Source organism: Lentzea sp. NPDC051213 (genome assembly GCF_044455585.1).
Taxonomy (GTDB): Bacteria; Actinomycetota; Actinomycetes; order Mycobacteriales; family Pseudonocardiaceae; genus Lentzea.
Genome location: NZ_JBITEX010000010.1, coordinates 313835 through 338909 on the forward strand (window position 1 = coordinate 313835; position 25075 = coordinate 338909).

26 protein-coding genes, 1 tRNA gene and 1 pseudogene are annotated in these 25075 nt (G+C 69.6%); 14 read left to right on the forward strand and 14 right to left on the reverse strand.

All coding sequences use genetic code 11. The features are described from left to right. Positions 1–56 precede the first annotated feature (56 nt). Both ACIA8G_RS37995 and ACIA8G_RS38000 read left to right on the forward strand, forming a co-directional pair. On the forward strand, positions 57–674 hold the full coding sequence (locus ACIA8G_RS37995; RefSeq protein WP_396423600.1) for a TetR/AcrR family transcriptional regulator: 618 nt from the start codon (positions 57–59) through the stop codon (positions 672–674). Next, on the forward strand, positions 671–1408 hold the full coding sequence (locus ACIA8G_RS38000) for a maleylpyruvate isomerase family mycothiol-dependent enzyme (RefSeq protein WP_396423601.1): 738 nt from the start codon (positions 671–673) through the stop codon (positions 1406–1408). Before ACIA8G_RS37995 ends, ACIA8G_RS38000 begins: the two co-directional genes overlap by 4 nt. Here ACIA8G_RS38000 and ACIA8G_RS38005 read toward each other — a convergent pair. The 3 genes from ACIA8G_RS38005 to ACIA8G_RS38015 are packed head-to-tail and all read right to left on the reverse strand — an operon-like array spanning position 1405 to position 8398. Next, the gene (locus ACIA8G_RS38005) at positions 1405–5742 is read right to left on the reverse strand and encodes an SbcC/MukB-like Walker B domain-containing protein (RefSeq protein WP_396423602.1); all 4338 of its coding nucleotides are present in this window, start codon (positions 5740–5742) and stop codon (positions 1405–1407) included. The two genes, ACIA8G_RS38000 and ACIA8G_RS38005, sit on opposite strands and share 4 nt — an antisense overlap. Beyond that, positions 5739–6929, reverse strand: coding sequence for a TIGR02678 family protein (locus ACIA8G_RS38010; protein ID WP_396423603.1), 1191 nt, complete (start codon positions 6927–6929; stop codon positions 5739–5741). Before ACIA8G_RS38010 ends, ACIA8G_RS38005 begins: the two co-directional genes overlap by 4 nt. After that, the gene (locus tag ACIA8G_RS38015) at positions 6926–8398 is read right to left on the reverse strand and encodes a DUF2397 domain-containing protein (RefSeq protein WP_396423604.1); all 1473 of its coding nucleotides are present in this window, start codon (positions 8396–8398) and stop codon (positions 6926–6928) included. Before ACIA8G_RS38015 ends, ACIA8G_RS38010 begins: the two co-directional genes overlap by 4 nt. A 72-nt stretch (positions 8399–8470) precedes the next feature. On the opposite strand from ACIA8G_RS38015, the gene ACIA8G_RS38020 reads away from it, so the two are divergent. Then, positions 8471–9403: a cobalamin biosynthesis protein gene (locus ACIA8G_RS38020; RefSeq protein ID WP_396423605.1), complete on the forward strand. Its 933-nt coding sequence runs from the start codon at positions 8471–8473 to the stop codon at positions 9401–9403. Here ACIA8G_RS38020 and ACIA8G_RS38025 read toward each other — a convergent pair. From ACIA8G_RS38025 to ACIA8G_RS38040, 4 genes and pseudogenes are all read right to left on the reverse strand, one after another. Beyond that, positions 9311–10132 carry an SURF1 family protein gene (locus tag ACIA8G_RS38025; RefSeq protein WP_396423606.1) on the reverse strand — a complete coding sequence of 274 codons (822 nt, stop codon included), beginning with the start codon at positions 10130–10132 and terminating at the stop codon, positions 9311–9313. The genes ACIA8G_RS38020 and ACIA8G_RS38025 overlap by 93 nt on opposite strands. Positions 10133–10136: 4 nt before the next feature. Beyond that, positions 10137–10685 (reverse strand): DUF1349 domain-containing protein, encoded by a 549-nt coding sequence (locus tag ACIA8G_RS38030; protein WP_396423607.1) that lies wholly within the window; start codon positions 10683–10685, stop codon positions 10137–10139. Positions 10686–10690: 5 nt separating this feature from the next. Then, a pseudogene (locus ACIA8G_RS38035) lies at positions 10691–11424 on the reverse strand (fructosamine kinase family protein). Further along, positions 11403–11861, reverse strand: a complete 459-nt coding sequence (locus ACIA8G_RS38040; RefSeq protein ID WP_396423608.1) for a low molecular weight protein-tyrosine-phosphatase — start codon at positions 11859–11861, stop codon at positions 11403–11405. Before ACIA8G_RS38040 ends, ACIA8G_RS38035 begins: the two are co-directional and overlap by 22 nt. 164 nt (positions 11862–12025) lie before the next feature. On the opposite strand from ACIA8G_RS38040, the gene ACIA8G_RS38045 reads away from it, so the two are divergent. From ACIA8G_RS38045 to ACIA8G_RS38060, 4 genes are read left to right on the forward strand one after another with little or no spacing between them, the layout of a single operon-like run. Beyond that, positions 12026–12232, forward strand: a complete 207-nt coding sequence (locus ACIA8G_RS38045) for a hypothetical protein (RefSeq protein ID WP_090059227.1) — start codon at positions 12026–12028, stop codon at positions 12230–12232. Positions 12233–12268: 36 nt separating this feature from the next. Next, positions 12269–13264, forward strand: a complete 996-nt coding sequence (cobC, locus tag ACIA8G_RS38050; RefSeq protein WP_396423609.1) for an Rv2231c family pyridoxal phosphate-dependent protein CobC — start codon at positions 12269–12271, stop codon at positions 13262–13264. After that, positions 13261–14316, forward strand: a complete 1056-nt coding sequence (locus tag ACIA8G_RS38055; protein ID WP_396423610.1) for a Nif3-like dinuclear metal center hexameric protein — start codon at positions 13261–13263, stop codon at positions 14314–14316. The genes cobC and ACIA8G_RS38055 overlap by 4 nt, the downstream gene beginning before the upstream one ends. Then, positions 14313–15050 carry a zinc ribbon domain-containing protein gene (locus ACIA8G_RS38060; RefSeq protein ID WP_396423611.1) on the forward strand — a complete coding sequence of 246 codons (738 nt, stop codon included), beginning with the start codon at positions 14313–14315 and terminating at the stop codon, positions 15048–15050. The genes ACIA8G_RS38055 and ACIA8G_RS38060 overlap by 4 nt, the downstream gene beginning before the upstream one ends. A 56-nt stretch (positions 15051–15106) precedes the next feature. On the opposite strand, the gene ACIA8G_RS38065 is transcribed toward ACIA8G_RS38060, so the two are convergent. Beyond that, positions 15107–15949, reverse strand: coding sequence for a phosphatidylinositol-specific phospholipase C/glycerophosphodiester phosphodiesterase family protein (locus tag ACIA8G_RS38065; RefSeq protein ID WP_396423612.1), 843 nt, complete (start codon positions 15947–15949; stop codon positions 15107–15109). 319 nt (positions 15950–16268) lie between these two features. On the opposite strand from ACIA8G_RS38065, the gene ACIA8G_RS38070 reads away from it, so the two are divergent. Beyond that, positions 16269–16649: a hypothetical protein gene (locus ACIA8G_RS38070; protein WP_396423613.1), complete on the forward strand. Its 381-nt coding sequence runs from the start codon at positions 16269–16271 to the stop codon at positions 16647–16649. A gap of 53 nt (positions 16650–16702) precedes the next feature. Here ACIA8G_RS38070 and ACIA8G_RS38075 read toward each other — a convergent pair whose 3' ends face one another. Then, the gene (locus ACIA8G_RS38075; protein WP_396423614.1) at positions 16703–17566 is read right to left on the reverse strand and encodes a LysR family transcriptional regulator; all 864 of its coding nucleotides are present in this window, start codon (positions 17564–17566) and stop codon (positions 16703–16705) included. A 76-nt stretch (positions 17567–17642) separates the two neighbouring features. On the opposite strand from ACIA8G_RS38075, the gene ACIA8G_RS38080 reads away from it, so the two are divergent. Beyond that, complete coding sequence (locus ACIA8G_RS38080) at positions 17643–18440, forward strand: LLM class flavin-dependent oxidoreductase (RefSeq protein ID WP_396423615.1); 798 nt, start codon at positions 17643–17645, stop codon at positions 18438–18440. 10 nt (positions 18441–18450) lie between these two features. Here the strand turns inward: ACIA8G_RS38080 and ACIA8G_RS38085 are convergent, their stop codons facing one another. After that, positions 18451–18816 (reverse strand): hypothetical protein, encoded by a 366-nt coding sequence (locus ACIA8G_RS38085; protein WP_396423616.1) that lies wholly within the window; start codon positions 18814–18816, stop codon positions 18451–18453. Positions 18817–18861: 45 nt separating this feature from the next. Next, a complete protein-coding gene (locus ACIA8G_RS38090; RefSeq protein WP_396423617.1) occupies positions 18862–19410 on the reverse strand; it encodes a hypothetical protein in 549 nt (182 codons plus the stop codon). Between the two features lie 113 nt (positions 19411–19523). On the opposite strand from ACIA8G_RS38090, the gene ACIA8G_RS38095 reads away from it, so the two are divergent. Then, positions 19524–20114 (forward strand): TetR/AcrR family transcriptional regulator, encoded by a 591-nt coding sequence (locus ACIA8G_RS38095; RefSeq protein WP_396423667.1) that lies wholly within the window; start codon positions 19524–19526, stop codon positions 20112–20114. On the opposite strand, the gene ACIA8G_RS38100 is transcribed toward ACIA8G_RS38095, so the two are convergent. Then, complete coding sequence (locus tag ACIA8G_RS38100) at positions 20080–20730, reverse strand: TetR/AcrR family transcriptional regulator (protein WP_396423618.1); 651 nt, start codon at positions 20728–20730, stop codon at positions 20080–20082. The genes ACIA8G_RS38095 and ACIA8G_RS38100 overlap by 35 nt on opposite strands. A 65-nt stretch (positions 20731–20795) precedes the next feature. Here ACIA8G_RS38100 and ACIA8G_RS38105 point away from each other — a divergent pair, with 65 nt between their 5' ends. Together ACIA8G_RS38105 and ACIA8G_RS38110 are read left to right on the forward strand one after the other, a co-directional pair. Next, positions 20796–21224: a nuclear transport factor 2 family protein gene (locus ACIA8G_RS38105; RefSeq protein WP_396423619.1), complete on the forward strand. Its 429-nt coding sequence runs from the start codon at positions 20796–20798 to the stop codon at positions 21222–21224. A gap of 5 nt (positions 21225–21229) precedes the next feature. Beyond that, positions 21230–22081 (forward strand): SDR family oxidoreductase, encoded by an 852-nt coding sequence (locus ACIA8G_RS38110; RefSeq protein WP_396423620.1) that lies wholly within the window; start codon positions 21230–21232, stop codon positions 22079–22081. Positions 22082–22177: 96 nt separating this feature from the next. Here the strand turns inward: ACIA8G_RS38110 and ACIA8G_RS38115 are convergent. After that, positions 22178–22260 (reverse strand) — tRNA-Leu (locus ACIA8G_RS38115). Positions 22261–22320: 60 nt separating this feature from the next. Here ACIA8G_RS38115 and ACIA8G_RS38120 point away from each other — a divergent pair. After that, positions 22321–23442 (forward strand): bifunctional RNase H/acid phosphatase, encoded by a 1122-nt coding sequence (locus ACIA8G_RS38120; RefSeq protein WP_396423621.1) that lies wholly within the window; start codon positions 22321–22323, stop codon positions 23440–23442. 45 nt (positions 23443–23487) lie between these two features. Next, entirely contained in the window at positions 23488–24444 is a 957-nt protein-coding gene (locus ACIA8G_RS38125; RefSeq protein ID WP_396423622.1) for a DUF3103 family protein, read from the forward strand. Here ACIA8G_RS38125 and ACIA8G_RS38130 read toward each other — a convergent pair. Further along, the gene (locus ACIA8G_RS38130; protein WP_396423623.1) at positions 24441–24962 is read right to left on the reverse strand and encodes an NAD(P)H-dependent oxidoreductase; all 522 of its coding nucleotides are present in this window, start codon (positions 24960–24962) and stop codon (positions 24441–24443) included. The genes ACIA8G_RS38125 and ACIA8G_RS38130 overlap by 4 nt on opposite strands. Between the last annotated feature and the right edge of the window lie 113 nt (positions 24963–25075).

Genomic DNA, 25075 nt, shown 5'->3' on the forward strand with positions numbered 1-25075 from the left:
CCGCTTCATCGAGCAAGTCTTGACAGGCCGTCGCGACGAGCGGACTGTACCTAACCATGAGCGCCGCACCTAACCGCGATAGGCAAGCCGAACGACGTGAGGCCACCCGAAGAGAGATAGTCGACGCCGCGTGGGAGATCGCGCGCCGCGACGGGCTGGCCGCGGTCACGTTGCGCGAGGTCGCGGCCATGATCGGCATGCGCTCACCGTCGTTGTACTCGCACTTCGACTCGAAGAACGCGATCTACGACGCGATGTTCGGTCAGGCCTGGACGGTCTTCCTGGCCAAGATGGAGGTGGACCTCCCACGCCTGCCGGACACGCCACGCGAGGCGCTGCTCGCGATGCTCGAGGACTTCTTCGACTTCGCGGTCGTCGACCTGGCCCGCTACCAGCTCATGAACCAGCGCTCGATCCCCGGCTTCGTGCCGTCGGAGACCGCCTACGCCCCGTCGGTCGAGGTGATGAGGCAGTTCACCGCCTTCATGCAACGGGCCGGCGTCATCGAACAGGTCGATCTCGACCTCTTCCTGGCGGTCGCCAGCGGCCTGATCGACATGCAACTGGCCAACGACCCCGGCGGCGACCGCTGGCGCCGTCAGCTCCCGCGCGTGATCGACATGTTCGCCGACGACATCGGCCTGCCCGGACCTTCACTGAGGAGAACGCCATGACCGCCGCACTGGACACCAGACCCCGCGCCTCCGCGCTCGACCGCGACACCGCGATGCGCCTCGCGAAGACCGAGTACGAACGGGTCGTCGCGCTGCTCGAAGGACTCTCGGCGCAGGACTGGGCCAAGCCCACCGACTGCCCGGAGTGGAACGTGCGCGAGATGGCGGCGCACATGCTCGGCATGGCGGAGATGTCCGCGTCGATGCGGGAGGCCATGCGTCAGATGAAGGCGGCGGAGAAGCGCGGCGGAGTGCTCCTCCACGCGCTGACCGGTCTGCAGGTGTCCGAACGCGCCGGCATGTCCCCAGCCGCCATCACCGCCCGCTACGCCGAGGTGACGCCTCGCGCGGTGAAGGCACGGCGCCGCACGCCGTGGTTCCTGCGCAGGCAGAAGGCCGATGAGCAGGTGGTCAACGGCCGAAGGGAGAAGTGGTCGCTCGGCTTCGTGACCGACGTGATCATGACCCGCGACCCGTGGATGCACCGCGTCGACATCACGCGAGCCACCGGTGTCCCGATGGTGCTGACCGCGGACCACGACGGCGTGCTCGTCGACGACGTGGTCCGCGAGTGGGCGGAGCGGCACGGGCAGCCGTTCACCCTGCACCTGACCGGACCCGCGGGCGGCACCTGGGGCTCCGGCGGCCCCGCGCTGGCGTTCGACGCGGTCGAGTTCTGCCGCGCGCTCTCCGGCCGCGGGACCGCCGCACTCGAGACCGACGTGCCCTTCTAGGGATCGATCCGGTCCAGCGCCGCGCCGTCCCACGTGGTCTGCGTGCACGCGACGCCCCGGCCGTTCTTGGGCCGCAGCACGTCGTAGATGTGCATGCGCGGGATCTTGTCGGACACGCCCCAGCCGCTCGGCCAGGTGATCACCCAGTCCATGTCGAGGTCGACCAGCAGCCCCAGCATGCGCGCGATGGTCGGGTCGTCGAGACGTTCGAAGGCCTCGTCCAGCAGCACCAGACGCAGCGGGTCGAACTCGTCGCTCACCGCGTCGTAGAAGCTCGCCGCGGCCGCGAACAGCGTCACGTACGAGATCAGCCGTGTCTCACCGGACGACAGCTGGCGCAGCCGCCGTTCGCGCGGGTTGCCGTCGGGCCCGGTGTCCGCGACGGTCACCGTGAACTGGTGCCACATGCGGTAGTCCAGCGCCCGCGAAAGGATCTCCGCGTAGCCGCCGGAGTGCGTGTCACGCTCGTTCTCGATGCGCTCGGTGAAGACCCGGCGCAGCGTGGCGTCCTGCTCCGGCGTGCGCTCGCCGAACGGCAGCCGCACGAGCGCAAGCGCTTGCCGCGTCTGGTCGTCCAGCGCGCTGGAGGACTTCCACGCCAGCTTGACGTGCACGCCCTGGCTCGACCGAGCCTGGGAGAGGACCTCGTTCATGCGCTTGGTGAGGTCCTCGGCGACGTTGATCTGGCCGCGCAGCCACTCCGCCAGGTCGCGGATCAGGTAGTCGGCGAAGATGCCCTGGTACTGCTCGTCGAGGAACCCGCGCTGCTCGGCGAGCTTCGTGGTGACCTGGCGTGCGGCCACCGCGACGGGCTTCGCGCCCTCCTCACCGGTCACCGTCACGGTCAGCAGACCCGCGTGCTGCTCGGCGGCGATGTCGTGGCTGCCGGCCAGCGAGGTCTGCAGGGCCTGCAACTTGGCGATCACGGTGGCCTCGGTGCCGCCACGCCGGTCGCCCGCGTCGGCGATCGCCTGGCGCACCAAGGCTTCCTCCGGCGCCTCGGGGAACGCCGCGGCCAGCAGACCGGGCGCTCGCACGGTGGCCTGGAAGTTGGCCGCCGCGCGGTTCTGGGTCTCTGCCGCCTCGGTGACCTGCGTGGAATTGGTCTCCAGCAACGCTTCCAGCTTCGCGGCCTGCTCACGCGCGGTCGTGATGCTCTCGCGCACACCCTTGAGGTCCTCGCGCATCCGCTTGCGCGACTTCTCCAGCTGCGTGAGCTGCTCGCTGATCTCCTTGGCCTCGCCGCCGACTGCGTCGGTCAACTCGGCCAAAGTCCCAGCCTGAGCCGCGTAGTCGACGCACCGTGCGTCGGCGTCGCTCTCCGCGGTCTGCCGGTCGGCCACGGCCTCGTGGTAGCGGTGCGAGGCATCGGTGAGGTCGGAAATCGTGCCCTGGCAACGCCTCCGCACCGCATCGCCGAGCAGGTCGGCGGTCCGCTGAGCTTCCGCGGCCGCCGCCTGGGCCTGCCGGAGCGCCTCGCTGTCGGACGGCAGCCCGGCATCGCCCGCCTGCCTGGTCAGCTCCGAACGCGCGGCTTCCAGCCGCCCGTTGGCATTCTCCAGCGCGTCGCGCAACTCGAACGTGCGCTGCTGCGCCCGCGCCGCGGACTCCTCGGCGGCCTGGACGCGGCTGTGCTTCGCGATCAGCTCGCCGTCGCCGGGGAACGCCGCGACGTGCGCCTCCCAGGTGGCGACGTGCTCGTGGGCGCGGGCCAGCTCGTCCTCGGCGGTGCCGAGCTGCCCACGCAGATCGGCAAGTTCCTCTTCGAGGGCCGCGATGCGGCGGCCGCGTGCGGCTTCCCGCGCGCCGGCGCCGATGAACTCGGCCTCGGGCTTGGTCCAGCGGCCGGTCAGCACGCCCGCGCGCCACACGCCGTCCGTGGTGAGGCTCAACCCGTCGCGGTCGTCCAGCGACACGGCGGCCAGCAGGCCGGCGACAAAGGCCTCCGGCACCGGCGAGCCCTCCACCGCGGGCACCAGGACCTCCGCCAGCGTGCGGCCGCCGACGGCGGGGGCCGTCACGGCCACGACGTCGTTCAGCTCGGTGTCGGTGAGCGTCACCCACGCGTCCAGCAGCCCGCTGGCCTGGAGCGCGGCTTCGAGGCCGGCGCGGTCCGCGTCGGTCAGCGAGGGCGCGAAGTCGACCAGGCGGTAGAACGGCGCGCCCACCGCGGGATCACGGTCCGCCGCGACGTACTGGCCGGGCACCGGCACCCGTTCGTCGCCTGAGCGCAGGCCGATCAGTTCCTCGTCGAGCACGTCCAGGCGGGCCCGCAAGTCCCCGCGCTGCTGCGCGTACGCGTGCGCGGCGTCGCGCGCGGCCTGCACCAGCGGGCCGACCCAGTCCCTGGCCGCCGACGTCAGCTCCCTGGCCGCCGCCGGGGTGATCGTGTCCGGCACCTCGAACGTCGTCCCGGGTACCTCCGACGTCGTCCCGGGTACCTCCGACGCCGTCCCGGGCACCTCCGACGCCGTCCCAGGCCCTTCGAACGCCGTCCCAGACACCTCCGACGCGGTCCCAGGCACCCCCGACCCCGTCCCGGGCTCTCCGAACGAAGTCCCCGACCCGTCGAACGAAGCCCCTGACGCGTCGAACGAAGCCACGGACCCGTCGAACGAAGTCCCCGGTTCGCCCCCCGCGCTTCCTCCTCTTTGCGAGATCCGCGAACCGACAAATCCGGACTCACTCGATCGAGTGAAACCAGTCGGCGGGCGCTCAGAGAGCAGCGGCCCAGAGGTCGTCCAAACCTCGACCTGACCCAGCCACGATTGTACGACCTCGGCCAGTTCCTGCAGCTCCTGGTTGCGCAGCGCGGTCGACTCGGTCGCGCCGTGCTGGGCGTCGCGGGCCTTCTGCCGCAACGACTCCACCTCGCGTTGCTGCGAGTCCAGGGCCAGCGCCTGCTCGTGCAGCGACAGCGCCAGCGCACCCCGTTGACGCGCGAGCGAGGCGATGTCCGCGGTCTGGTCGACGACGGACGCCAGGCTGGCCAGCACGTCCTCGGTCGCCGCGGCGGGCGGCACGCGGCGTTCGATCGGCAGCGGGCCAGCTTCGGGGTCCGGCTTGGCGCGCACCGACGCCGTGGTCGCGGTCGCCTCGGCGGCGGGGACCTGAGGCACGTCCGGTGCGAGGTCGGCGTCCATGCCCGCCAGGCGCAGGTTCGACCGCAACGGGTCGCTCAGCGCGTCCGCCGCCGACAGGTCCTCGGCGAGACGTCGCAGCAGGCGCAGCACGTTGTCGACGGACGCGTCTTCCTGGGCGCGCTGGCGGTGCGCGGTCTCCAGGGCGGCGACTGCGGAGGAACGCTTCTCCGCCACCAGGTTCTCGCGCGTCTTGAGGTCCTGCAGGTCGCGGAACGCGGGCAGTTCCTTCAGTGCCGCGATGGTCTCCTCGGCCTGCTGCTCGCCGGTCTCCATGTCGACAAGTGCCTGCTCGGACGCCGCGCGCTCCATCCGCGTGACGTCCAGGTCCTGCGTGAGCTTCGACTGCTCCCGCTGCAGCTTCGTCACCGACTTCTCGGCGGCGTCCAGCCGTTCGGCAGCGCTTCGTAGCCCGCCGAACGCATAATCGCTGTAGGTCTTCAAAAAGGTTCCGAGCGCACTGTCCGCAGAGGACAGTCGCACGATGTTCTCGCGGATCGACTCCAGGTCGTCGAACGACGTCGCGAGCTGCTCGACCATCAGCTGGTCCAGCGGCGGCAAGGCATCCGACAGGATCTGTTCGAGCTGCCCTTCCAGCACCTTCAGGCCGACGTCCGGGTTGCGCAGCGTCCGCTGCAGGTGCAGCAGGTCGCCGTACCGCGCGGCCGGCACGCCGTAGACGGCGTCGGCGATCTTCGCGCGGAACGCCGGCTCCTCGAACATGCAGTCCGCGCCGATGAGGTCACGCAACTGCGCCGGACCGTGCGGGACGCGCTCAGGGCCCGCCAACGACAGCTCCGTGCCGACGCGCATCGGCGTGACGAAGCGCCACGAGTCCGTGATCGCCTGCGAGGTCTTCGACGCCTTCACGCCGAGACCGCACGTCAGGTACTCGTTGCCCGAGTGGTCAGCCGCCTCGCGGATCAGCTCGACCCACGCGTAGCCGATGCGGTTCGGGCCGCCGTCGTAGTCGTCCAGCATCAGGCGCCGGATGCTGACCGTGTCGAAGCCCTTCGAGCCGAGCTGGCGCAGGTCGCCGTCCAGGCACAGCGGTAGCAACAGCTCCAGCGTGCGGGACTTGCCGGAACCGTTGGTGCCCTGGAAGATGGCGCGGCCACCGGAGAAGTCGAAGGTCTGCTCGGTGTACTGCCAGACGTTGACCACGCCGCCGCGGTGCAGCCGCCACCTGCTCATGAAGCGTTCTCCTCGTCGAACAGGGACCAGCTCGGTACTTCAGGCACCACAACGGGTTCAGGTTGTTCTCGCTCGGGATCGCCATCGGGCGAAGGCGCCCAGCGGTGCGCGGCCGCGCTGATCGACCAGCCGCCCTCACACGCGAAGGCCAGACCCATGCGGCGCAACAACTCCGTCACCTCGGCCACCAGCCGGTCGAGGTCGTCGGTGAACTGCTTCGACCACGCGGCGGGGTAGTCCTCGACCAGCGCGGCACAGACCTCGCGGAGGCGCTCCACCGTGACGACGTGCCGTGCCGGCGCGTCCTCCACGTCGGAGTCGAGCAGGTCCGGCAGCGCCAGCACCGCGATGCGCGCGACCGTGGAGACGCCGGGGAACGACAGGTCGGTGAGGAAGTCCTCGGGGTCCGAGGCGAGCACGCCCTCGACCCGGCACTCGGTGTAGAGGCCGAACGCCTGCTCCAGCAACGCGGTCTCCTTGCGCTGGTTGCGGCGCAACCACTCCGCCTGCTCGTCCGGCAGGTCCGCGTAGAGCACCAGCGGCGTCTCGACGAGCCGGCGCCGCACGGCGTGCTCGATCCCGCGCGGACCGGGTCGCGCGGCCAGTTCGACGAGATGAGCAGGACTCGTGGCTTCGCCGACCGGGCCGGTGACGAGCTGCCCCAGCAGGTCGGTGTCGATCGTGATCAGTGCTTCCTGCGGGAGTACGTCCTGCGCGACCGAACCCTCGGTCTCCATCAGCACGCCCAGCGAAACGAGGTGGCGCAGAGCGGCGGTCAACGCTCGCCGCTCCGTCACGTCGTCCGGGGCGTCGATGCCTGCTTCCGTTGCGGCGGAACGGATGTCGGCGACCAACCGGCTGAGCAACGTCTGGCGGCCGATGCCCGTGAGCACGGCGAGCGTCAACGCGAGGTAGGTGTAGCCGCGCGGCGACATGCTGAGCACGCCGCGGGTGTCGTCGCGGCCGGGGCCGGCTTTGTAGAGCCGCGCGAACCGGCGTTCCACGACGAGCCGGTAGCCGAGCAGGCCCGCGAACAGGTCCTGCAGCACCGCGCGGTGCCGGTAGACGAGGCTGAGCAGCTCGCCGTCCGGGCCGTCGGAGCGCAGCAAAGGCCTGCGCAGCAACGTTCGCGCGCACCGCACCACGTTGGCGGCGTCGATGTCGGAGAGGTTGTCGAGTTGGTTCATTGCTTCAGGGCCACCGTCGCGTCGTGCAGGGTGAGCGTCCCGGCGGCGGACTTGATCTGCGTCGTCGTGCCGTGGGCGATCTCGAGTTTGAGGCCACGCACCGGATCGCTGGCCGATCCGCCGTCCTGCGGCGAGTCGCGCTGGGCCATCGCGAGTGTGAGCAGCTCGCAGAACACCTCCAGCGCGCCGTGCGACAGCGTGGTGTTCTGCAGGTTTCCGGCCGCCCTGGTCAGTTCTGTGACGTGCCTGGCCCGGATCTCGTCGGCTTCCCTGGCCTCGGCCAGCAGCGACTGCTCGGTCATCGGGTCGTCGAGGATCCGGGACGGCCTGCCGCGCGCTCCCCGGTCGCCGCGCGATCGCACGCTGACCGTGACGTCGCAGATCGGGCCGTCGCGCCATGGTGTGCGCTCGTTGTCCGAGTCGTGTTCCGGCGCGGGGGAGAGGTGGCGTGCCGAGTAGAGCCCGAACGCGGCCGCGTAGATCTCGTGGGCTTCCTCGCGGGTGGAGTTGTCGAACCAGCTCGCGAGCTTCAGCAGCTCGGCACGGCGTCCCGGGACGAGCCCGCCGCCGGACGTCGCGCGCTTCACGCTGGCCAGCAGACTGCCGATCGCACGGGCGGTGGCCTCGCGCAGTGCCGTCACCTGGCTCGGCCGGCCGGGGCGGTCGACGAACCAGTCGGTCAGCTCCTGCCAGTCCTCCGGGGTGCGGCCGCGGGCGCGTTCGACGTTGTGACCGAGGTCGGTGCCGAGCAGCCTGAGCAGCTCGGAACGGGCCCTGGTGAAGCCGGCGAGGGCCGTCGCGATCGGCGGCGTGTACTTCAGCACGTCCTCGACGACCCGCTGGATGTATTCGACCAGGAGGTTCCGGAAGCCCGCGATCTCGTCCGGCGCCAGGTGGTTTCTCGTCACGACCTGGCCGAGGTAGGCGTAGAAGTCGCGGACGGTCGCCGCCAGTTCGGCGTGCTGCAGGAACAGGGTGGTGACGCGTTCGGCGAGCAGTTCCTTGGTCTTGTCGCCCTCGTTGAGCAGCGCGACGGACAGGGAGCCGCCGAGTTCGTTGAGGCCGCGTTCGATGGCGGGGAGCAGCTCGCGGGAGACCTCGCGGGCGCCTTCCGGGACCCTGAGCAGCTCGTCGACGTCGCGCTGGACCCTGACCGCGAGCTTGGAGACCTGGTAGCGGACGCTGCCGTGCTGGAACTCGGCGATGCTGGCCGCGACCACCTCGCGCCGGCCCTGCACCAGGTTGCCCCACTCGACCAGCTGCTTGAGGCGGTTGATGACGTTCTCGATGCGGCTCTCGCCCTGCTCGACCCTGCCTTCGCGCTCCTGGCCCGCCAGTGCGCCCGCGACCTCGCCCGCCGACAGATCCGCGAGCAGCGTGGAGGTGAACAGCCGCATGATCGCCAGGTACGTGCGCTGATGGTCGCGCGCGTCCAGATAGGCGTACAGCTTCAGCCGCTTGTGCTCCACGACCGGCCACCCTAATGCGCGCGCCCGGCTGGTGCGGCGCTACCGTGCCTACTTCGAGCTGGGGAGGATGCCGTGGGCGCGGGGCGCGCGTTGGGGTTGTTGCTGGGCGTGGCCGCGGACGCGGTGTTCGGAGATCCACGCCGATTTCACCCGGTAGCGGCATTCGGCACCTCGGCAGCCGCGCTCGAGAAGCGCCTCTACGCCGATTCGCAGGCCGCCGGGGTCGCGTACTCCGCGGTGCTGGTGGGCGGTGCGGTGGCGGCCGGCGTGGCCGTCGAACGGCTGGCCCGACGCCACTGGCTGGCGCAGACGGTGACGACGGCGGTGGCGACCTGGGCGGTGCTCGGTGGCCGTTCGCTCGCCGCCGAGGGCACCTCGATGGGCCGCGAGCTGGCCGAGGGTGACGTTGACGCCGCGCGGGCCCGGTTGCCCCACTTGTGCGGCCGCGATGCCTCTCGCCTGGACACGCTCGGCCTGGCCCGTGCGACCGTGGAGTCCGTGGCCGAGAACACCTCGGACGCCGTCGTGGCGCCGCTGGTGTGGGGCGCGGCGTTCGGCGTGCCCGGCCTGCTGGGCTACCGCGCTGCGAACACGCTCGACGCGATGGTGGGCCACAAGTCGTCGCGGTACCTGCGGTTCGGCTGGGCATCGGCGCGTCTCGACGACGTGCTGAACCTGCTGCCGTCCCGGCTGGCGGCGGTGCTGACCGTCGGTGGCGCCCCGGTTGTCGGCGGGTCTGCCTCGCAGGCCCTCGAGACCTGGCGTCGTGACGCCTCAGCGCACCCGTCGCCCAACGCGGGCCAGGTCGAGGCGGCTTTCGCCGGCGCCCTGGAGATCCGCCTGGGCGGCCGCACGGTCTACGCGCACGGGGTCGAGGAGCGCCCGGTGCTCGGCCACGGCCGCAACCCGGACTCAGGTCACGTGACGCGTGCCGTGGAGCTGTCCCGCGTCGTCGGCTTCTCCGCTGCTCTCGTCAGCGCCTTCGTCGCTCTCTTCCGCAAGTAGCTCGGCGATCGACTTCTTCTTTTTACGGCTGCCCTCGTGCAGCACGCCGCCCGGCCGTGCCTCGCGAATCGTGAAGTACAGCCAGCCGCCGACCGCCATGACCCCGAACGCGATCCACTGCAGCGCGTAGGAGAAGAACGGCCCGGACTCGATCCGCGGGAGCGGCAGCGTGTCGAGCGCGCCCGCCTGGCCCTCGATCAGCTGGTAGTAGCCGGGCTCGATCTGCGGCCCGACCGCGTTGTTGTTGATCGAGTAGATCTGCAGGCGGCCGTCCTGCTCGAACGCGGGCTGGTCGTTCGACTCGTTCGGCCTGGCCAGGCCGATGACGGTGACCTCGTCGGCCGGCGGCTTGGCGAAGTCCGGCGGCTTGATGCCGTTGACCGGGCGGACGTAACCGCGGTCGATCAGGACGGTCTGGCCGGTGGTCGTCCTGAAGGGCGTGATGACCTCGAAGGCGGCCTCGCCCTGAACGGTGCGGAGGCGGGCCAGCGCTTCCAGTTCGGGCTGGTAGCGGCCCTTGAGCTCGACCTTCTGCCACTCGTCGTGCTGGGCGCCGAACGGCACCGGGTCGCTCTTGAGCGACTTGGTGATGGCGGAGTTCTGCGCCTGGCGCTCGTCGTTGCGGCCGAACTGCCACGGGGACAGGAAGTAGATGCAGGCACCCGCGAACACCCAGACGGCCAGGGTCAGCGCCAGCCAGCCCGGCTTGAGGAGGAACTTGAACCGCACGTCCTCACGGTAGTTGCGTGAGCTGGACCTCGTGGAACTGGGTCACGAACCCCTCGCCCTCCGGGCTGGCCGCCATGATCCCCACCCTGACCTCGACCGCAGGCGGAAAATAGGCCTTGCGCAGCAGGTGGGTAGCCGCGTCGCCATCCACGCCGTACCGAACCCACACCGCGTCCCCCCGCCGCTCGGCCGAGATCGTGAACCGCTCGAACTCGCCGGTGAGAGCCAGGTTCCAGTCCGAGAACCCCCGCGTCACGACCGTGCTGGCCTGGCGCTTCCCGTCGAACACCTCGACGCCCGCTTTGATCCAGTTCTCGCCGTCGACGAGCAGCCCGACGCCGGCGTGGTCGTACTGGGCCGCGTACTCGCCGGTGAACGTCGCGGTGATGGTGAAGTCGCCGGTCAGGCTCACGCCGTAGAGGTGTCCGTTGTCGCGGATGATGCCGTTGCCGGTGAGGCGCCAGAAGTCGCTGTTCGGGTCGGCGTGCACGGTCAGGGGATCGGTCGACCACTTCCGCGGCTCGTTGAGCCACGACCACCCGGTGAGGTCCATGAACCTCATCCTCGCAAAACAACCCGTGCCGCGGCCAAGGCTTCCGACCGATAGCCGCCACCGAACAGCACGGCGTGCACGAGCAGTGGGAACAACTGGTGCAGCTTCACGCGTGCGCGCCAGCCGTCGGCGAGGGGCGCCACCTCCTGGTAGGCGCCGAGAACGTGGTCCAGGAACGGGCAGCCGAAGAGCTGGAGCATGGCGAGATCACTCTCGCGGTGCCCGCCGTGGGCGGCCGGGTCGATCAGCCACACCTGGCCGTCGGCTCCCCACAGCACGTTGCCGCTCCACAGGTCGCCGTGCAGTCGCGCCGGTGGTTCGGGCGGGCCCGCCAACGACGTGATGCGGGAGCAGACCTCGCAGAGATCAAGGCCTGCTTTTCGGGCGCGTACGGCTGGATTCGCTGTGAGGCGAACCACTCGGGCCATGCCGCAGCGGGTTCGTTGAGCATCGGGGCCGTGCCGATCGTGGCCTCGCGCGGGCCGCCGGGCGGTGGTGCGCCGAACGCCTCGGCGCCGGCCAGGTGCAGCGCGGCCAGCCGGCGGCCGAAGGTCACGGCCGCCTGAAGATTTGGCGTGCCGTGCGGGATCTCGTCGATCACCAGCCAGCCGCCCACGGCCGCGTGCACCTCGGGAATCGGCGGGCCGCCCTCGACGCGCAGCCACCGCAGGCCCGCCGCTTCGGCCGCGGTGGCCTGCGGTGACTGGTACTTCGGCCTTACAGCTGCTCGCGGACCCATGCGATCAGCCCCGGCATCGCCGCCTCGATCATGACCAGCACCTCGTCGAACCCGGAATCGTCGCCGTAGTAAGGATCCGGCACGTCCGCGCCGTCCGCGTCCGGGTCGAAGGAGCGCAGCAACCGGACGCGATCAGGATCGACCATCCGGCGCAACGCCCGCGCGTGTCCGGAGTCCAGTGCCACCAGCAGATCCGCGTCCAGATGCAGATCACCGACCTGCGCCGCGACGTGATCGGTCGGATATCCGTTGCCCGCCAACGTCTTCAGTGCGCGCCGGTCGGCCGGGTCGCCGACGTGCCACCCACCGGTACCGGCACTGGACACCTCGACCTGCGAGGACAATCCTGCCCTCAGCAGCTGTTCCCGGAAGACCAGAGCTGCCATGGGGGACCGGCAGATGTTGCCGGTGCAGACGAAGGTGACGTGGACCCGCATGCCGCGCAGCCTAAGGGACCTGCACCGTTTCGAACGTGACCGGCATGGCGCACAAGTACGCTCGGGTCGACGGCCGCCAAGATCGGCGAGCGACCCACCGCCGCCGCACGGTAACGCTCAACCGCCGCCGCAAGATGTACGGACAAACGACATGGAGGCCGCCCATGCAGACAGGTACTGATGTGCCCCCGCAACGGGAGATCATCGGGTGTACCGATGCCCTCGGGCGCCGTCGTGCGTTCGAGGTGTACCTCAACGAAAAGGGTCGCATCTGCTTCCGCACCCCGCCCGGTGAGTCCGCGCAGCTCGACGCGTTCCAGCTGGACGAGCTGATCAGCCACCTCACCGAGCTCCGCCGCTACATGCAGTGACGCGCCGGTCCGGGCCGGTCGCCTAGAATCGCCGCGATGACCAGCCCAGACCTGCGCCACCACGGTGACGTCGACGCCGCACCAGGCCTCGCCGACTTCGCCGTCAACGTGCGGGTGCCGCGCCCGCCCGATTGGCTGCGCGAGAGGCTGGCCGCGGCGCTCGACGGCCTTGGCCGTTATCCGTCGAAACAGGCTGAAGTACGCGCCCGTGAGGCTGTCGCACGCCGCCACGGGCGCGAGCCCGACGAGGTTCTGCTGCTCAACGGTGCCGCTGAGGGCTTCGCGCTGCTGCCGAAGCTCGCCCCGCGCCGTGCCGCCGTCGTGCACCCAGGATTCACCGAGCCCGAGGTCGCGTTCCGGGATGCCGGAATTCCGGTGCAACGTGTGCTGCTCGACGGCGACTTCACGCTTCGGGAAACGCAGGTAGACGCCGACCTCACCGTCGTCGGCAACCCCACGAACCCCACCTCGGTGCTGCACGAGGCGGCGAGGCTCAAGACCCTGCCCGGCCTGCTGGTCGTGGACGAGGCGTTCATGGACGCCGTTCCGGGGGAGCCGGAGTCGCTCGCGCACGACAAAGACGTGCTGGTGCTGCGCAGCCTCACCAAGACCTGGGGCCTGGCGGGCCTGCGCGCCGGTTACCTGCTCGGCGATCCGGAGATCCTCGGGCGGCTGGCGCACGGCCGGCCGCACTGGCCCGTCGGCAGCCTGACGCTGGAAGCGATCACCGCGTGCTGCGAGCCCGAGGCGCTGGCGGAGACCGAACGGCTGGCGCGCGAGGCCGAAGAGCACGCCGCGTACGCCACCCAGCAGCTCGGCGACCTGGTCGTGGTGCCGCCGCGCGCGCCGTTCCTGCTGGTCAGGGCGCCGAAGGGAACGCGGGAGGCGTTGCGGGACAAGGGGATCGCGGTGCGCCGCTGCGACACGTTCCCCGGCCTCGACGACACGTACCTGCGCGTGGCGATCCGGCCGCCGGAGGAGTTCGCGGTGCTGGTGGACGCCCTGCGGGTAGTGATGGAGGAACTGGCTTGAAGCTCGCCGACGTGATCGCGGTGCTGGAGTCCGCGTATCCGCCGAAGACCGCGGAGAAATGGGACGCCGTCGGCCTGGTGTGCGGTGATCCGGCCGACGAGGTCACCAGGATCCTGGTCTGCGTCGACCCGACCGCGTCCACTGTGGACGAAGCAGTCGAACGGGGCGCGCAGCTCCTGCTCGCGCACCACCCGCTGCTTCTGCGCGGCGTCAACGGGGTTCCGGCCACCGACCCCAAGGGTGCGTTGGTGCACAAGCTGATCCGGAACGGTGCCGCCTTGTATTGCGCGCACACCAACGCCGACAGCGCGTTGCCAGGCGTCTCCGACGCACTTGCGAAAGCCATCGGACTCACGATCACCGGGCCGCTCGACGCGGCGCCGCGCACACCGTCGGACGTGCTGACGACGTTCGTGCCGGTCGCGGACGCCGAGCAGGTGCTGAAGGCGCTCACGGAGGCCGGTGCCGGGTCGATCGGGGAGCTGACCGGGCACGAGGAGACGCGCATCGAGGTCACCGCCCCGCGCGGACGCCGAGACGCGCTCGTGGCGGCACTCAGGGCGGCGCACCCCTACGAGGAGCCCAGGTTCACGCTCCACGAGGTCGTTGACCTGCCAGGCGACACCGGGCTGGGCCGCATCGGCGAGCTGGCCGAACCCGAGCCGCTCGAGGTCTTCGCCCAGCGCGTGGCGGACGCGTTGCCCGCGACCGTGCAGGGCGTGCGTGCCGCAGGAGACCCGGAACGCCTGATCAAACGGGTCGCGGTCTGCGGCGGAGCGGGCGACAGCTTCCTGAACGCGGTCACGCGGGCCGGCGTCGACGCCTACGTCACGGCCGACCTGCGTCACCACCCGGCGAGCGAGCACCTCGAGGCCGGCGGACCCGCCCTGGTCGACGTGGCGCACTGGGCCAGCGAGTGGCCGTGGTGCGAGCAGGCGGCGGAGATCCTGCGCGATGCCTTCGGCGGTAGGGTCGATGTACTCGTCTCCACCCGCCGGACCGACCCGTGGACCGTCGGTGCGACGAGCTCAGCAGTAGGAGGACATGCGTGAAAGCCGATCCCGCAGTGCAGCGCAGGCTGCTCGACCTCGCCGAGGTCGATGCCGAACTGGCGCGTGTCACCCACCGTCGCCGCACGCTGCCAGAGATCGCGGAGATCGCCGAGGCCGAGAAGCAGATGCGCGCGAAGCAGGACGCACTGGTGGCCGTCGAGACGACGCTCACCGACCTCGACCGCGACGTGAAGCGCCAGGAGACGGAGATCGAACAGGTGCGGGCCCGCGGTGACCGCGACCGCAAGCTGATGCAGTCCGGCTCGGTCGGAGCCAAGCAGCTCACCGACCTCGAACACGAGCTAGCCACCCTGCAGCGCCGCCAGGGCGTCCTGGAGGACGACCTGCTGGAGCTGATGGAACGCCGCGAGGCCGTGGAGGCGGACGTCTCCTTCGCCCGCGTGGACATGGACAAGGGCCGCGAGGCCCTGAGCGACGCAGCCCGCCGCCGGGACGACGTCCTGGCCGACCTGGAAGCGACCGAGACGCGGCGCACCGCCGACCGTTCGCTGATGGCCAAGGGCTTCCCGGACGACCTGCTGAAGCTCTACGACCGCCAGCGCGAGCACCGCGGCATCGGCGCAGCCTTGATCCAGTCACGGCGCTGCGGCGCGTGCCGTATCGAGCTGGACCGCAACGCGGTGTCGAAGCTCAAGGAAGCCGCGTCGGACGAGGTCGTGCGCTGCGAGGAATGCGGCGCCATCCTGGTCCGCACCGCGGAATCGGGGCTCTGAACTCGTAGGCGTCACCGTCCATCGCGCCATGCAGCGATGGACGGTGACAACGCCGCCTAGCGCTCGGCGGGGTCGTTCGCCAGCAGGAACTGCCGCAGTCCCGCGAGATCGTCGGTGTTGATGTGATCGACGCCGGCCGCGACCAGCTCACGCCACACCGCTTCCCGCGGTTCTCCCGCCGCGTCCGGCGTGGCCCAGAACCGCACCCGATACCCGGCCGAGTGTGCCTGCGACACGATGCGGTGGAGCTTCTCCCGCTCAGGCCCCGGAATGGGGCCGATGCCCTGCCACGTGAAGTTGTTGGTCCAGTTGTCGCTGACGAGCGGCATGAACCCGGCAGAGGCACCGCCGCCAAGATCGCCCAGCCGCCCGTCGTACCCGGCCCGCCGGACGCACTGGGCGAGCATGTCCTCACGCGGCCGGTTCCCGCTGATGACGACCTCGACCGCGCCACGTCGTTCCCGGCCGTCGACCCACTGCGTGAGCATGTGCCGGAACTCGCGCAGCGCCTCGTCCACGGCCCGGTACGTCGCCGGCCCGTCGCTCTTGATGTCGACGAGCAGCTGGAACGAACCGCGCCAGCGCGGGTAGACGTGGCCTCCGTTCGCGCGCACGAGCTTGGCGAGCGGCTGGAGGTAAAGGCTGCGCAGCGTGCGCCCCGGACGCGTGCCGGCCAGGTCGTGCGCCACCCGTAGCTCCCCGTCTACCAGCCACACGTCGGCCTCCACCGACGTGAACCCGCGGTCACGGGCGTCAGCGAGCGGACGGTCGTGCTCGTAGTCGTTGTGCGCGTGGGCACGTTCGAGCGGCTGCACTCCGCCGGCGACGGCAGCCGGCACCGGGCCGGCCACGAAGGTCGCGAGCAGTGCCAGCAGAACGGACAGCGTCGATCGCTTCATCGGACTCACTTTCCTGCGCTCACGTGCGGCCACGCACAGTGTCTAGCCGCCGCGGGTGGAACGAGTTCTTCTTCCGGGTGAACGCCACTCGACGCGGCGGGAACCAGCTCGCACCAGCCGGCGGCGGCGCCCGTCACGAGGCCGGCTGCCGGCCTATTCCACAACACATCCCGCGCAGAATATTCCAGGCGCCGGGAAGTCATTTGAAATGCATTGTGCCTCTAATGGGTTAACGATGTCCGGCGGTGTAACGGTCGAAAAGTGCTGCCCGATTGGACTGAGGTCCGTGAATTAATCAACTGGTGAAGCGGAGTTATCCATGGAATCTCGACCGCTCCTGAGACGTGTGCGCACCGCGGCTGCGGTGTTCGCGGCGTCGTTAGCCCTGGTGCTGGGTGCTGCGGCGCCTGCGCAGGCGTGGACCGGAGGCAATGTCTGGGTCAACTTCGGTTCGTGGAACTGCCCTGCCGGCGGATCGGTGGTCGGCGTCTACTGGGCGGTCGACGCCTATTCCAGTGGACCCGCCGAGGGTGACTGGGGCGATAACGTGATCTATCCGCGAGTGCGAGTCGGATCCGGCTCTTACAACACGCTCAGCTACCAGGTGATGTGCAAGAAGTGGGGCTGGTACACGTATCGCGGCGTGGTCAGTCAGCGCACTCTGACGCCGTACAAGTCTGGCCTCAGCTACACCTATTGATGCGACTTCGGTCTCGGTGGAAAGGCCGCCGGCTCGGCGGCCTTTCCGGCATGTCAGAACCTGGAGGCGACCTCGCGGCTGAGTTCGAGCACGCGCTGGGCCAGCGGCGAAAGCGTCCGGCCCGCCTGCCACGAAAGCCAGATCTCCCGGGGCGCGAGCGGCACCGGGTGCGTGCACAGGATGTCGTCGGAGTGGATGTCCAGCGCCAGCAGAGGCATCACGGCGATGCCCAGACCGGCGCGCACCATGGCGATCACGCCCCTGTTGTCGGCCGTGCGGAACACAATTCGCGGGGCGATGCCCGCCTCGGCGTACACGCGCTCGACCCGTGCCTGATCGCAGATCGGAGGCTGGGCGACCATCGCCACCTCGTGCAGCGCGGTCAGCGGCACCGGGCCCTCCGGAAAGGTGCCGCGACGCGCGACCACCACGTACGGGTCGTCGAGCAGCTTGATCTGCTCGACGTCGCCGCTGCCGCGCCCGTCGAAGAACAGCAGGTCCAGGCCGTCGATCCGGGGCTGATCGACCTCCTCCTCGAACAGCCTGATGTCCGCGGCCGGATGATCGTCGCGCAACTGCCGGACCACGGCGGGCAACAGGGCGTTGGTGACGCTTTGGAACGTGCCGATGTCCACCCGGCCCTCACCTGCCTTGAACCGCTCCACGGCGTCCGCGGTGGCCGCGGCCTGCGCGAGCAGGGTGCGGCCGTGGGCCAGCAACACCTCGCCGAGTGACGTGAGTCGCACAGGCTTCGGGCCGCCCGGCCGATCGAACACCGCGCCGCCGACGGATTTCTCCAGTGCGGCGATCTGCTGGCTCACCGCGGACTGCGTGTAGCCGAGCAGGTCCGCCGCGCGGCCGAAGGTGCCCTCGGAGGCGACGGCGTCCAACGTCATCAGGTGACGCAGATCCAACACTCAATAAGACTAGCTGATCAAACCGATCATTTTTCATCGCTTTTCATGATGGAGGAACGTTCGTAGCGTTGCGGGCATGACTCCACAACACGCGCTTTGGTTGCCATTGTTCGACGACCTGTCCGATCCGCTGCTGATCGCCCGGATCGCCGCAGAGGCAGAGGAATCAGGCTGGGACGGCCTCTTCGTGTGGGACCACGTCCGCTGGCGCGAGCCGGTGACCCACGTGGCCGACCCGTGGATCACGCTCACCGCGGTCGCCTGTGCCACCGAACGGCTGAGGTTCGGCCCGATGGTCTCGGCGATCACGCGACGCAGGCCCGTGAAGCTCGCCAGGGAGACCGCGACGCTGGACCGGCTCAGCGGAGGCAGGCTCACCCTCGGTGTCGGGCTGGGCAGCGACCGCTTCGCCGGGGAGTTCTCGAGGACCGGGGAGGAATGCGACGACCGCGTGCGCGGCGCGATGCTGGACGAGGCCCTGGAGGTCTTGGGCAAGGCCTGGTCGGGTGAGGTCGTACACCACCACGGTCAGCACTACACAGTGGACGGTGTGCAGTTCCTGCCCAAGCCTTCAGGGATTCCCGTGTGGGCGGCCGGTTTCCCCGGCAACGCCAAGCCGATGCGCCGGGCCGCGCGGGTGGACGGGTTCTTCCCGGTGAACCTCACCTCGGCCGACCAACTCGCTGAGGCCGTGGCGAGCGTGGAAGCCTTGCGCACCAACGACAAGCCGTTCGACTACGCCGTGGAGGTCGCGCCCGGCCAAGACGCCTCGCCGTACGTCGCGGCCGGGGCCACCTGGCTGCTGACCGGGTTCGACCCCGAATCGCTCGATGTCGACCACGTGCGTGGGGTGCTGCGCGAAGGTCCTGCCTGAGCGGCGTGCCTCAGGGGCGCTCGGCGAACCAGCGGAGTTCTTGCGGCGCAAGGGTCTCGGCCACTCCGCCGGCACGCACGGTCCACGACGTCGACTGTTTTCGCTCGTCGGTCAACAGGAAGAACCCGACCGGCATGTCCAGGTCATCGTCCACTGGTTCCATCCGCGCCAGTTCGGCGACCTGCTCGCGGAACGAGCTCACGGCCGATTCCCGGATGTCACCACCGTAGAACACGTAGAGCGTCCAGTTGAAAGGCTTCGACGGAAGCGCCCAGCCGCCGGCGTAGGGGTCATGGCTGTACTTGGCCAGGACCTCTTCGACCTGCGCCAGCTGCTCTTGATCGAACTCAAGCCATCCACGAACCGCGACGTACATCCCCATGCGCGCACTATTGCAGCTGCCCGACAGCGGACTTGCTCGTCACCCGTTGCGGCGCCCACGACCGAGACGCAGCGCCGAGATGAGGAAGAAGATGCCGCCGACCGCCGCGTAGCCAGCAAGGTTGTGCAGCGTCGCGCCCTCACTGCCGGCTTGCAGGATGAACGACGTTCCCGCGAGCGTTGACGCGGCACCGCTGATGATCATCGGCCACTGCCCACCGAGGCTCCTGCGGGTGAGCCCGGCGGCAAGCTGCGTCACGCCGGACACCACGGCCCAGGCGCCCCACACCTGCAGGACCAGCGGAATGCCGGACAGCACGGCGAAGGCCAAGCCTGCCGCGGCAAGCGTGCTCACGGCGATGTTGGCGTACAGGGCGGAGGATGCCCGTCCCGTTCGTGACGAGCGGCTGTCGACCACGATCGCGGCCACGTCGAAGAGCGGGTAGAGCACCAGCAATGTGCCGCTGACCGGCCCGATCTCGGTCGCGGTGAGGAACAGCAACGCCGCCCACACGACCGCGAAACCGAAGCGGACGAGGTACAGCGTGCGAAGGGCGGGGGCGAGGCCTGCGGGTGACGCGATGCTCACGTGTCGTCCTTGAGGTAGGGAGAACGTTCTTTCTACTTCGAGGTTGCAGCAGGTGATCGCAACTGTCAAGACCGAACGTTCTCTCTGCTAGCGTGCCGAGGGTGACCCGCACCGTGTCCGATGCCCGTTCTCGCCTGCTCGGGACCGCCAGCCGGCTGTTCTACGCGGAGGGACTGCACTCCGTCGGAGTGGACCGCATCCTCGCCGAGGCGAAGGTGACCCGCGCGACGATGTACCGGCACTTCGCCGGCAAGGAAGACCTGGTCGTGGCCTACCTCGGAGAGGCGGACCGGGCGACCCGCCAGCAGGTCGAGTCTGCCGTGGCCTCAGCGTCGAGCGATGCGGACGCCGTTCGCGGTGTCGCGCGGGGGATTGCCGAGCACATCAGGCTTCGGGAGTTCCGCGGCTGCGCGTTCCTCAACGCCGTGGCCGAATATCCCGATCCCGCCCATCCCGTGCACGTGGCGGTGCTGGCGCATCGGCAGTGGTTTCTCGACACGGTCACCGAGTTGCTGGAGCGGGTCGGGGGTGCGCCGGCCGAGCTCGAAGGCAGGCACTTCGTCATGCTGCGCGACGGGGCGATGGCGGCGGGGTGTCTCACGGATCCCGGGCCGATCGGCGACACATTCCTTGCCGCGGTCGAGGGCATTCTCCGGTCTCGCGGCGGAGCTACGTCGCCTCGGGCGGCAGCAGTGCGGACGTGAGCGCGGTGGCGAGAAAGTCGCGGAACCGTTCGAGAGGCCAGTTCTGGCGCAGTACCAGGAGTTCGTAGAGAGCCGGATCGGTGTAGGCCCACATCACGTCACGGGCCTGCGCGATGTCGACGCCCAGACGCAGGTGTCCGTGGTCGTGCAGCAGGCGGGTCTGATGCTCCATGCGATCGAGGCGCTCGGCGTCGAGCCGCGCGAGCAGCTCGGCCATCTCGGGTGAGCTCACGGCTGCCGCCCGGATGAGCAGGACCACCGGCGCCAGGCGGGGCATGACCTCGCAGGCGAAACCGGCCCAGCGCTTGATGATCGTGTACGGGTCCGTCTCGTGGGCGCCCATCTCGTCCGACCGCTGCACCGTGGGCACCATCTCGGGCCCGGCCAGTGCGGCATCGGCGATCGCCCGGACCAGGCCCGGCTTGTTGCCGAACGCCTTGTAGACGGTCTCGACCGAGACGCCGGCCCGCCCGGCGATCGCGCTGATCTTGGTCGCCGCATATCCGCTGGCCAGGAACAGTTCGCGGGCGGCATCGAGGATGCCGTCGCGGTTCTCCTGCGCCTGCTGACGACGTCTGGTGGAGTCGTAGCTCCGGGTTGCCTTGACCCTCGCCATAGTTGGGCACATACTCCTGTATTGGTTACAGGTCACTGTATCAGAGTTGATCGGAGGTGGGCGGCATGAGCCCCCTGGCCGTTGTCGAACAGATCCGGAAGGCCACCTGCGCGCACGATCTCGACGCACTGGCGGCCTGCTTCACCGGCGACTACCAGAGCATCTGGCCGATCCATCCGGCCAGGAGCTTCGGCGGCGTCGAGCAGGTGCGGAAGAACTGGGAGCAGATCTTCGCCTCGGTTCCCGACCTGCGGACCGAGGTCCTAGCCACCGCCGTCGCCGGCGACGAGGTCTGGTCGGAGTGGGAGTTCAACGGCAACCGCCGTGACGGGCAGCCGTTCCTGATGCGCGGGGTGGTCATCCTGCGGGTGTCCGGCGAGCGGGCGACAGCAGCCCGGTTCTACCTGGAACCGGTCGACCCCACGACGGACGACGTCAACGCCGCTGTGCGCCGCCTGATCGGCGCCTCGGACAGAGCGGAAGCCGGACCGTGATACTCGTGGCCGGTGGTACCGGCACCTTGGGAACGCGGGCCGTGCGGGCGCTCTCCGCGAGCGGCGTTCCGGTGCGGGTCCTGACCCGCAGCGCCGACCGGGCTGGTGGACTGCCGGCCGAGATCGTCGTCGGGGACGTGCGTGACCCGGCGACTCTCGCGCAGGCGATGCGTGGCGTGACGACGGTCGTCTCGGCCGTGCAGGGCTTCGCCGGGACGGATCCCGGCGGCGCCACAGCTGTCGATCTCCGCGGCAACGAGAACCTGCTCAGTGCGGCGGTTGCCGCGGGTGCAGAGCGGTTCGTCCTGATCTCCGCCGCGGGGGCGGCACCGGACAGCTCCCTGGACCTGAGGCGGATCAAGCACCAAGCCGAGACGACGGCACTTCGCAGCGAGCTGAAGACCACGATCATCCGGCCCACCGTCTACCTGGAGACCTGGTTAGGCATCCTCACCGAAATGATCGAGGCCAAGCGTGCCGTGACGATCTTCGGTCGCGGCGACAACCCGATCAACTTCGTCAGTGCGGACGACGTCGCCGCCCTCGTCGAGCACGCCACGCGCTCGCCCGAACTCGCCGGCGCAACGCTGGAAATCGGTGGCCCGGACAACCTCACGCTCAACGAGCTCGCGCGCGCGGTTCTGGCGCGGCACGGCGTTCCCGAGAAGGTCAGCCACGTTCCGTTGCTCGTGGTCAGGGCCGTCGCGACTCTCGCCCGCCCGGTCAAGCCGTCGATTGCCGCGCTCGCTCGCTTCGGGGTCGCCATGGACTCCACGGATATGACGCTTGCGGCCGATACGGCTCGGGCGCAGGTTCCCGGCTTGCCGCTGACCAGTGTCGCCGACGTCATTGCGTGAACCACGCGAGAGAACGGTGTTGCCACAGGGCTTCGGCACGAAAACGCAGAAGAGGCCGTCTCTGTGACGGCCTCTTCTGCGTGCGTTCAACTTCAGTGTCCGAGAGGGGACTTGAACCCCTACGCCCTTTCGGGCACTAGCACCTCAAGCTAGCGCGTCTGCCATTCCGCCACCCAGACTTACGGGACAGAGCATACAGGCCCGCCAGGACGCGCCTCAGGCGGGGATAGGATCGGCCGGTGAAGGTCATCGTCGAGGCCGACGGCGGGTCGAGGGGCAACCCCGGACCAGCCGGCTATGGCGCCGTTGTCCGCGACAAGCTCACCGGCGAGACGGTGGCCGAGCGCAAGGGATTCCTCGGCGTCGCCACCAACAACGTCGCCGAGTACCAGGGCCTGATCGCGGGGCTGCGGGCGGCGCGGGAGCTCAAGGCCGAGACGGTCGACGTGCGGATGGACTCCAAGCTCGTCGTCGAGCAGATGTCCGGGCGCTGGAAGATCAAGCACCCCTCGATGCAACCGCTCGCGCTCGAGGCGCAGCAGCTGGCGCGGGCCTTCCAGAAGGTCACGTACGAGTGGATCCCGCGCGAGCGCAACCGGCAGGCCGACCGGCTGGCCAACGAAGCCATGGACGGAGCCACGGACGGGGCTGCAGACGAGGCCGCAGACGAAGCCAAGGACGGGGCCGACAAGAAGCCGGACCAGCGCGCAGAAGGCGACAAGCAGCCGCACTGGAGCGGCGCGGTCGGTGAGCCCACGCGATTGATCCTCCTGCGGCACGGCCAGACCAAGCTGTCCGTCGAGCGCCGCTACTCGGGGCGCGGCGACCACCGGCTGACCGACCTCGGCCTGGAGCAGGCGGAGAGGGCAGCGAACCGGCTGTCCAAAATGGACGACATCGCGGCGATCATCTCGTCACCGTTGCAAAGGGCGGCGCAGACCGCGCAGAAGCTCGGGGACAAGACGAACATCGAGGTCGTCACCCACCAAGGCCTGATCGAGACCGACTTCGGCACGTGGGAGGGGCTGACGTTCGCGGAGGCGGAGCAGCAGGATCCCGAGGTGCACCGGCGCTGGCTGGGCGACACGAGCGTCAAGCCGCCCAACGGCGAGAGCTTCGACGAGGTGAACGCCAGGGTTCGCAAGGCGCGCACCGAGATCATCTCCCGGTACGGCGGCAAGACGCTGGTGCTGGTCAGCCACGTCACGCCGATCAAGACCCTGCTCCGGCAGGCGCTCGACGTCGGGCCGCAGTTCCTGTTCCGGATGCACCTGGACCTGACTGGTGTGTCGATCGCGGAGTTCTACCCGGACGGGCACGCGTCGGTGAAGCTCGTCAACGACACCTCGCACCTCAGCTGATCAGCGGATTGTCCTGCGCGTGAGCTGTCTCCACCATCCGGTGATGTGAGAGCCAACACCCTGCGCGCAACTCTCGTCGCCCTGATGGTCGCTGCTGCTGTGCCCACCGGCACGGCAACGGCGGCGCCTGCCAACGTCAGCCGGATCCTCGACCAGCTCGCCCTGGACCTCGCCAAGGCGAACACGATGGCTGTCCTTCACAACGACCCCAAGGTTGTACTGGCCGAACGCCGGATCGCCGTCGCCAAAGGCCTGCCGGACACCCAGTCGCTGATCACCGCACGCCGCGTCGGCGGGCGGAGTGGTGAAGTGCTCGTCGCGGCCGCGCCCGATGATGACCAGGCCACGAAGCTGAAGGCCTACGACCGCAGTGGAAAAGCGCATGAGCTGACCACGGCACGGGAGCCCGGTCAGCCGGTGCTGCTTCTCGACATCGACGTCGAACGGGCCGTGCGACTCGGCATGGACGTCATCAAGAAAGCCCTGCCCGCCCCGATGACGACCCAGGCTGCCGGGTACTGGGCCACCCAGGTCACCAGGGTCCGGCTCAGCGACGTGCAGGAGCCGTGGTTCAAGGGCGACGCGGAGATCTTCACGCTCGTGTCCGGGTTCGGGCTCGACGGCAAGGTTCGCGTCGATCCCGTCACCATGCCGTACCTCGACGAGGAGGACACGACCTACTCGCCGAACCAGCTGATCGTGCACTGGAACAACTACAAGTACGACCTCGCCGACGTCGTGATGATGGAGGACGACGGCGACACCAACTACAAGGCGCTCGCCCAGGCGCTGGTGGCGGCACTGCTGACCATTGTGGACGGTGGCGCCTACATCCCACTGGTGAGCGCGGTGCTCGATGCCATCCCGGACAGCTGGTACACCGACGACCCCGACTACGTGGAGTCCTGGTACACCCTCAATGAGCAGGGCGGCGGCGTCATCAACGGCGCATCCGCGAGGGGCTGGATGGAGACCCGGCCCTACTGGGTCCGCGAGCTCTAGGAAGCCCGGCGCAGACGTGGCGTCAGCGCCGTCGTGAACCGGTCGGCCGCCGCCTCCAGCGCGGCGGTCGCACCCGGCGAGCCCACGTTCTGGTCCAGCACGAACTCGCCGCGCACCACCTGGTCCGCGCCCTTCGCCGCGAGCAACGGGTGCAGGGCGTAGTCCATCGCCACCAGGAACCCCTGGCTGCCGCCCGTCGCCAACGGCAGCACCGCGCGCCCGCGCAGCGCCTTCTTCGGCAGCAGGTCGAGCAACGCCTTCACCAGCCCGCTGTACGCGGCGCGGTACACGGGCGAGGCCACCACCACGCCGTCCGCAGCTAGCACAGCGCTTACCGCGGCGGAGATCTCCGGGTCACGCAGGTCCTCGGTGAGCAGCGACAACGTGGGCAACGACCGCACGTCCAGCAACGACACGTGGTGCCCGGCCGCGCGCAGGTGGTCCTCCACGAGCGACACGACGACACCGGTGGGCGCGGCGTGGGACGGCGCGCCGGAGATGATCAGCAGATCGGACATGGCGGGGCTCCCCGAGGTCGCGGACGAGAGAAAGCGCACTCAGCGGAAGCAACACAGGCTGGCTGCCACGCGGCCGTAGTCGACGTGGCGTCGTCGTGTCATGTCTCTCAGTG